The following is a 7,553-nucleotide window of genomic DNA, read 5'->3' on the forward strand; positions in this document are numbered from 1 at the left end:
TGGAAGCCGCACTCGCCGCAGAACCAGTCGTCGCCCGGACGCTGCATCACACCGCCGCAGGACGGGCAGGACCAGGCGTCGTCCTTCCACATCTGCCCGGCGGCGACCCAGATCACGTTGGGGGAGGAGGACGCGGCCCACACCACCAGCGGGTCGTCGGCGTTCGCGACGATCACGGCCTTCGAACCGGCCAGGCCCTCGCGCCAGTTCTCGGCGAGCATCCGGGTCTCGGCGGCGCGGTCGAGCTGGTCGCGGGAGAGGTTGAGCAGCGCGATGCACTTCGGGTCGGTGGCCTGGGCGACGCCGACGAGGTACTTCTCGTCGACCTCGATGACCCCGTACCGGGCCTCCGCGCCGCCCGCGAGGGCGGAGGTGATGCCGGCGGGCATGTTGGCGCCGAGCGCGTTGGACACGACCGGGCCGGCCGCCTTGAGCGCCTCGGCGATGAGCCGGGTGGTGGTCGTCTTGCCGTTGGTCGCCGAGACGAGCGTCACGTCCAGGTGCCCGGCGAGCCGGTGGAGGAGGTCGGGGTCGAGTTTCAGCGCGACCCGGCCGCCGATCACCGAACCGCTGCCGCGCCCCGCGGCGCGCGATGCCGCCGCGACCGCCTTGCCCGCGGTCACGGCGATCTTGGCCCGCGGCGTGAGCGGGTCCGAGTTGCCTGCCATCAGTTCTCGATCCTCCTTGCCGTACGCGCCGCGCCTGAAGCCTGGGAAGCCTGACGGCCACGTGGTGTGGACCTCAGCCTATCGAGATCCATTCGCACTCCCGAATCGCGGCACCGGCCACGCGGTCCCTACGGTGGGCGCGCGCCGCCGGGGGACACAGGGACCTTACTCTGACCGTCATGCGACAAGGCTCCATCCCCGGCGTCCACGGGCGCGTACGGCCCCTCACCCTGCACGGCGACCCCGTCCTGCACAGCCCTTGCGACGAGGTGACGGACTTCGGTCCGGAACTCGCGGCGCTCGTGGAGGACTTGTTCGCGACCATGTACGCCGCCCACGGCGTGGGCCTGGCCGCGAACCAGATCGGCGAGCCGGTGCGCGTCTTCGTCTACGACTGCCCGGACGACGAGGACGAGCGCCACCTCGGCCATGTGGTGAACCCGCGGCTCGTGGAGGCGGACGGGGTGGTGGTGCGCGGCCCGGAGGGCTGTCTGTCGCTGCCCGGTCTGGAGGCGGGCACCGAGCGCCACGACCACGCGGTGGTCGAGGGCTTCACGGTGACCGGGGAGCCGGTCACCGTGCACGGGACGGGGTTCTTCGCCAGGTGCCTCCAGCACGAGTGCGACCACCTGGAGGGCCGGATCTACGCCGACCGGCTGTCCGGCCGGCGCCACCGGAAGCTGATGCGGCAGGTGGCGCGGGCGTCCTGGAGCCGCTGAGGGCGCCGTCTGCTGCGCCCTGCGAGGGGCCTCAGAAGCCCGGGCCGCCCACCTTGTCCTCGGCCGCGGCCAGCCGCCCCCACAGCAGCTCCGCCAGGATCGACACCAACTCGGCGCGGGAGCAGGGCCGTTCGCCCAGCCACCAGTCGCCGGCGGCGTGCATCATGCCGACGATGCCGTGCCCCCAGACCCGGGCCAGCCGCTCGCTGCCGGGGCCCATGTCGAGGCGCTCCTCGATCACCTTGCCCAGCTCCTCGCCCATCCGGCGCAGCACCGGCGCCGAGTGCTTGCCCACGTCGAAGCCCGGCTCGGTCTGGTCGCCCGCGGTGGTGACGCCCTCCGCCGGGTGCATCAGGAAGCGGTACACCTGCGGGCGTGCCTCGATCGCCGCGAGATAGGTGTCCAGCGTGGCCTCCACGCGTCTGCGCCGCTCCGCCGGGGCGTCCAGAGCGGCCCGCAGCGAATCGAGGAGGGCGTCCGTGTGCCGCTGGGCCAGGGCGGCGTACAGGCCGCCCTTGTCGCCGAAGTGGCGGTAGAGGATCGGCTTGGTGATGCCCGCCTCGGCGGCGATGGCGTTCATCGAGGCCTGGGGACCGTCGCGCAGCACCACCCGGTCGGCGGCCTCCAGCAGCTCGCGCCGTCGGCGGTCGGCGGACCGCTGCTGATCGGTCCGCTGCGTGGTGTCCATGTGCTCTCCCCACCCGTGCTGATTCGGTGACGCCTGCGCAAACTAACACCCGGCGGGCACCGCGCATCGAACGGGAGGGCGAGGGGTCCCGGGGAGTTGACTTTTCCTACTCGTCGGTAACAGACTGCGGTTACCGCAAGTAACATGCACGTGCGTCACTGGAGGGGACATGGCCGAGTTCACCATGGAGCTGAGCGACGAACAGAAGGAGGTCCGGGACTGGCTGCACGGCTTCGCCGCCGACGTCATCCGCCCCGCGGCCGCCGAATGGGACGAGCGTGAGGAGACTCCCTGGCCGGTCATCCAGGAGGCCGCCAAGGTCGGCATCTACTCCCTCGACTTCTACGCCCAGCAGTACTTCGACCCCACCGGCCTCGGCATCCCCATGGCGATGGAGGAGCTGTTCTGGGGCGACGCGGGCATCGCCCTGTCGATCGTCGGCACCGGCCTCGCCGCCGTCGGCGTCCTCGCCAACGGCACCGAGGAGCAGATCGGCACCTGGATCCCCCAGATGTACGGCGACGCCAACGATGTGAAGGTCGCCGCCTTCTGCTCCTCCGAGCCCGACGCCGGCTCCGACGTGGCCTCCATGCGCACGCGCGCCGTGTACGACGAGGCCAAGGACGAGTGGGTGCTCGACGGCACCAAGACCTGGGCGACCAACGGCGGCATCGCCAACGTCCACGTGGTCGTCGCGGTCGTCGACCCGGAGCTGGGCTCCAAGGGCCACGCCTCCTTCATCGTCCCGCCGAACACGCCGGGGCTGTCCCAGGGCCAGAAGTTCAAGAAGCACGGCATCCGCGCCTCGCACACCGCCGAGGTCGTCCTCGACCAGGTGCGTGTCCCCGGCTCCTGCCTGCTCGGCGGCAAGGAGAAGCTGGACGCGCGTCTGGCCCGGGCCCGGGAGAAGGCCAAGAAGGGCGGCGAGCGTGTGAAGAACGCGGCGATGGCCACCTTCGAGGCGTCCCGCCCCGCCGTCGGCGCGATGGCGGTCGGCACCGCGCGTGCCGCGTACGAGGTCGCCCTCGACTACGCCAAGACCCGTGAGCAGTTCGGGCGGCCGATCATCGACAACCAGGGCGTGGCCTTCCAGCTCGCCGACATGCGCACGTCGATCGACGCGGCGCGGCTGCTGGTGTGGCGGGCCTCCTGGATGGCGGTCAACGGCAAGCCGTTCACGGCGGCCGAGGGCTCGATGTCCAAGCTGTTCGCGAGCGAGACGGCGAAGAAGGTCACCGCCCAGGCGGTCCAGATCCTCGGCGGCAACGGCTACACCCGGGAGTACCCGGTGGAGCGGATGCACCGCGACTCGGCGATCTACACGATCTTCGAGGGCACCAGCGAGATCCAGCGGCTGGTGATCGCGCGGACCCTGGCGGGGATGCCGATCCGTTAGCGGGTGGAAAGCGCGGGCGTCAGGAGGACTGGCCGCTGCTGTGGGCGATGCACGCCACGTCGATACGGTCGGCCAGCTTGGCCAGTTCGATGGTGAGCGCCGCCACGGTGTCCTCGTCCAGGCCCTCCTCGCCCGCCTCCACCAGCCTCAGCCACCGCCCGCCCACCGTACGCAGCAGCTTGCTCACGTCGGCCGCGGACACCTGCAGGGTGCCGCGGTCGTCGACGATCAGAGGCAGGGTCACTTCGCGGGTCACAAAAAGGGATCGTAGCCCCGGAACCCTCACGCCCCGTGCCATACGGTGGTGATGTTGCAGAACTCGCGGATTCCGTGCCCGGACAGCTCACGCCCGTAGCCCGACCGCTTGACCCCGCCGAACGGGAACGCCGGGTGGGAGGCCGTCATCCCGTTGACGTAGACCCCGCCCGCCTCCAGGTCCCGGACGAACCGGTCCACGTCGGCGTCGTCGCGCGTCCACACGTTGGAACTCAGGCCGAAGTCCGTGTCGTTGGCGATCAGGACGGCCTCGTCCAGGTCGGCCGCCCGGTACAGCGTGGCGACCGGGCCGAAGGCCTCCTCGCGGTGGATGCGCATCTCGCGGGTCACGTCGGCCAGCACGGTCGGCGGGTAGTACCAGCCGGGCCCGTCGGGGCGTTCGCCGCCGCACAGGACGGTGGCGCCGCCGCGCACCGCGTCGTCGACCAACTCCGCCACATCGGTCACGCCCTGCTCGCTGGAGAGCGGCCCGACCTCGGTCTCCTCGTCCATCGGGTCGCCGACCGTCAGCGCCCTCATGCCCGCGGTGAAGCGCTCCACGAAGGCGTCGTAGACGTCCGTGTGCACGATGAACCGCTTGGCGGCGATGCAGGACTGCCCGGCGTTCTGCGTGCGCGCGGTCACCGCGACCTCGGCGGCCCGGTCGACGTCGGCCGACGGCATGACGACGAAGGGGTCGCTGCCGCCCAGCTCCAGCACCGTCTTCTTGATCATCTCCCCGGCGGTGGAGGCCACCGCGCGGCCCGCGGGCTCGCTGCCGGTGAGGGTGGCGGCCCGTACCCGCTCGTCGCGCAGGATGTCGTCCACGGCCGCCGAACCGATCAGCAGGGTCTGGAAGCAGCCCTCGGGGAAGCCCGCCCGGTGGAACAGGTCCTCCAGGTACAGGGCGGTCTGCGGCACGTTCGAGGCGTGCTTGAGCAGGCCGACGTTGCCCGCCATCAGCGCGGGCGCCGCGAAGCGGATCACCTGCCACAGCGGGAAGTTCCACGGCATCACCGCGAGCACCGGGCCGAGCGGCCGGTAGCGCACCAGGGCCCGGGAGCCGCCGGAGTCCTTCACGTCCGACTCGGCGGGCTCCTCGTCGGCCAGCAGCTCGGCCGCGTGGTCGGCGTACCAGCGCATCGCCTTCGCGCACTTGGCGGCCTCCGCGCGGGCCTGCTTGACCGGCTTGCCCATCTCGGTGGTGATGACCTTGCCGATCTCGTCCTGGTCGGCCTCCAGGAGATCGGCCGCCCGGTGCATCAGCCCGGCCCGCTCCTCGAACGACGTCGTCCGGTAGGTGCGGAAGGTGGCCTCCGCGAGCTGGAGCCGACGCTCGATCTCCTCCTCGCCCATGGCCTCGTACGTCCTGAGCGTCTCGCCGTTCGCCGGGTTCACCGTCGCGATGGGCATGGCCGACCTCCCTGGGTGCAGACTCGTGCTTCGACCTTGGCGCGCGACGGGGGGTGCCGCAACGCGGACGGGTCTGTCGTCGTGCTCGTCGTGCTCGTCGTTGTTGTCGTTCTTGTCGTGCTCGTCAGTGCGAGTGCTCAGCCAGCCGGTCGAGAAACGCGGCCTGCGCCTTCACGATCACCTCGCGCGCCCGGTCCACCGGGAACCACGCCACCCGGTCCAGCTCGGGGAACTCCTCGATCCGGCCCGACCTCGGCGGCCACTCCATGCGGAAGGTGCCGGGCGCGATCGTCGCCGGGTCGAGGTCGGCCTCGACGGCCCACGCCGTGACGACCTTCCCGCCCGACTGGCGGACCTCCCCGAGCGGTACGGCCTCGCCGTTCGGCGGCGGCAGCCCCAGCTCCTCCTCGAACTCGCGCCGGGCCGCCTCCCAGGCGGGCTCCGCCGGGTCGTACTCGCCCTTCGGGATCGTCCACGCCCCCGCGTCGCGGCGGGCGTAGAACGGGCCGCCCATGTGGCCGAGCAGCACCTCGGTGCCGCCGTCGCCGGGGCGGTGCAGCAGCAGGCCCGCGCTGCGCCTCACGGGGCCACCCTCGGGTGCGCGGCGAGCAGCGTCTCGACGGTGTCCGCGTCCTCGGGGCGCTTGTCGTCCCGGTAGCGCAGGACACGGGCGAAGCGGAGGGTGACGCCGGCCGGGTAGCGGGTGGAGCGCTGGAGGCCGTCGTAGGCGATCTCGACGACGAGTTCGGGGCGTACGGTCACGCCCCAGCCGTGCTCCTCGACGGCCAGCTCGCCGAGGCGCTCGGTCTGCCAGGCCAGCAGCGCGTCGGTCATGCCCTTGAAGGTCTTGCCGAGCATGGCGAACGAGCCGTCCGCGGTGCGGGCGCCCAGATGGAGGTTGGACAGCTTGCCGGTCCGGCGGCCGTGTCCCCACTCGGCGGCCAGGACGACCAGGTCGAGGGTGTGCACGGGCTTGACCTTCAGCCAGGACGCGCCGCGCCGGCCCGCGCTGTAGGCGGCGTCCAGCCCCTTGACGACGACGCCCTCGTGGCCGCGCTCCAGGGTCGCGGCGAGGAACGCCTCCGCCGCCTCCGTGTCCTCGGGCCCCGCCACCAGCGTGCGGCGCACCCGCATCGGCTCCGGGACCAGCCGGGACAGCTCCGCGTGCCGCTCGGTCAGCGGCAGGTCGAGCAGGTCGCGGCCGTCGACGGACAGCGCGTCGAAGAACACGGCGGAGACGGGCACGGCCCGCGCGGCCGTGGGCACGTCCGTGCGGGAGCCGACGCGTCCGGCGGTCTCCTGGAACGAGCGGGGGCGCCCCTCCGCGTCGAGGGAGATCGCCTCGCCGTCCAGGATGAACCGCTCCCCGGGCAGCGCGAGGGCGGCCGAGGTGATCTCCGGGAGGCGGGAGGTGATGTCGTCGAGGGTGCGGGTGTAGACCCGTACGGCGTCGCCGTCGCGGTGCACCTGGACGCGGATGCCGTCCAGCTTCTCCTCGACGGCGCAGCCGCCCAGCTTGCCGACCGCCTCGGCGACCGAGGACGCGCTGTGCGCCAGCATCGGCAGCACCGGGCGGCCGACGGTGAGGCGGAACCGGGCCAGGGCGCCGGGTCCTTCGGCGAGCAGGGCCTCGGCGACGGCCTGCAACGACCCGGCGAGCATCACCGCGCGCCGTACGTCCGCGGGGGGTGCCTCCGTCGCCGCGGCCAGGCCCTCGACGGCGGCCGCGTCCAGAGCGCCCTGGCGCACCTCGCCGGTGAGCAGCCCCAGCAGGAAGCGCTGCTCGTCCTCGGTGGCCGCGCCCATCAGCTCGCCGACCAGCCGCGACCGCTCGGCCTGCGAACCGGCACCGGAGACCGCGCCGAGTGCGGTGAGCCGGGCGTCCACCTCGCGCACGGTCAGACTCGGTGCGGCGGCGGGCGGGACCCGCTCGCCCAGCACCTTCCAGCCGACGCCGATCCGGCCCTGGGGGAGGCGTCCCGCGAGATACGGGATGACGACCGGTACGTCCTCCGCCTCCGCCTCCCGGAACAGCTCCGCGAGCAGCGCGGTCTTCCGGGACCGCGCCGACGTGGCCGCGACCTCCCGTGACACCTGAGCCAGCCGGGCAAGCAGCATGCAGCCATGGTGCACCGGCGGGGCCACGCCTACACCCGCACGAACGCGACACCTTCCCGCCCACGACCCGCCCCGGCCGACGGCGCCTACCGCCGGCGTGCCTGCGGCCGAGGCGCCGACGCCATGGCCCGGTCCGCGACCCGACCCGCCCGGGCCTCGCGGCGCCGGTCGGGAGGCGTGCGCTCGGCGTCGGGTATGCCGCCGGTTCAGGGCGCGCGGCGCCGTGGTCTCGCGGGGCTGGGTGCCGGCGCGGCGGTCCGTTCCGGCCGGCGTGCCTGCCGCGGCGGCGGCCGACG

General features: G+C 72.9%; 8 protein-coding genes. 2 read left to right on the plus strand and 6 right to left on the minus strand.

From position 1 onward, the window contains the following. On the minus strand, positions 1–668 hold a 668-nt coding region (locus GTW67_RS06225; RefSeq protein ID WP_272920466.1), incomplete at its 3' end, for a Mur ligase family protein. 179 nt (positions 669–847) lie between these two features. On the opposite strand from GTW67_RS06225, the gene def reads away from it, so the two are divergent. Further along, on the plus strand, positions 848–1,387 hold the full coding sequence (gene def / locus GTW67_RS06230; protein ID WP_161163789.1) for a peptide deformylase: 540 nt from the start codon (positions 848–850) through the stop codon (positions 1,385–1,387). A 31-nt stretch (positions 1,388–1,418) separates the two neighbouring features. Here the strand turns inward: def and GTW67_RS06235 are convergent, their stop codons facing one another. Next, entirely contained in the window at positions 1,419–2,075 is a 657-nt protein-coding gene (locus tag GTW67_RS06235; RefSeq protein ID WP_161163790.1) for a TetR/AcrR family transcriptional regulator, read from the minus strand. Positions 2,076–2,244: 169 nt separating this feature from the next. Between GTW67_RS06235 and GTW67_RS06240 the strand changes: the two genes are divergently transcribed. Next, entirely contained in the window at positions 2,245–3,471 is a 1,227-nt protein-coding gene (locus GTW67_RS06240) for an acyl-CoA dehydrogenase family protein (protein WP_161163791.1), read from the plus strand. A gap of 19 nt (positions 3,472–3,490) precedes the next feature. On the opposite strand, the gene GTW67_RS06245 is transcribed toward GTW67_RS06240, so the two are convergent. The 4 genes from GTW67_RS06245 to GTW67_RS06260 form a co-directional block, all read right to left on the minus strand. Further along, positions 3,491–3,727, minus strand: coding sequence for a DUF6213 family protein (locus tag GTW67_RS06245; protein ID WP_161163792.1), 237 nt, complete (start codon positions 3,725–3,727; stop codon positions 3,491–3,493). Between the two features lie 26 nt (positions 3,728–3,753). Beyond that, positions 3,754–5,139, minus strand: a complete 1,386-nt coding sequence (locus tag GTW67_RS06250) for an NADP-dependent succinic semialdehyde dehydrogenase (protein ID WP_161163793.1) — start codon at positions 5,137–5,139, stop codon at positions 3,754–3,756. Positions 5,140–5,263: 124 nt separating this feature from the next. After that, a complete protein-coding gene (locus tag GTW67_RS06255) occupies positions 5,264–5,722 on the minus strand; it encodes an NUDIX domain-containing protein (RefSeq protein ID WP_161163794.1) in 459 nt (152 codons plus the stop codon). Next, the gene (locus GTW67_RS06260; protein ID WP_161163795.1) at positions 5,719–7,257 is read right to left on the minus strand and encodes an ATP-dependent DNA ligase; all 1,539 of its coding nucleotides are present in this window, start codon (positions 7,255–7,257) and stop codon (positions 5,719–5,721) included. The genes GTW67_RS06255 and GTW67_RS06260 overlap by 4 nt, the downstream gene beginning before the upstream one ends. Positions 7,258–7,553 lie beyond the last annotated feature (296 nt).

The organism is Streptomyces sp. SID5910 (genome assembly GCF_009862125.1).
GTDB lineage: Bacteria > Actinomycetota > Actinomycetes > Streptomycetales > Streptomycetaceae > Streptomyces.

What these genes read in the sequence shown, in the direction of transcription:
- def (WP_161163789.1), top strand. Translation starts at nt 848, where the DNA reads ATGCGACAAGGCTCCATCCCCGGCGTCCACGGGCGCGTACGGCCCCTC.
- GTW67_RS06235 (WP_161163790.1), bottom strand. Translation starts at nt 2,075, where the DNA reads ATGGACACCACGCAGCGGACCGATCAGCAGCGGTCCGCCGACCGCCGA.
- GTW67_RS06240 (WP_161163791.1), top strand. Translation starts at nt 2,245, where the DNA reads ATGGCCGAGTTCACCATGGAGCTGAGCGACGAACAGAAGGAGGTCCGG.
- GTW67_RS06250 (WP_161163793.1), bottom strand. Translation starts at nt 5,139, where the DNA reads ATGCCCATCGCGACGGTGAACCCGGCGAACGGCGAGACGCTCAGGACG.
- GTW67_RS06260 (WP_161163795.1), bottom strand. Translation starts at nt 7,257, where the DNA reads ATGCTGCTTGCCCGGCTGGCTCAGGTGTCACGGGAGGTCGCGGCCACG.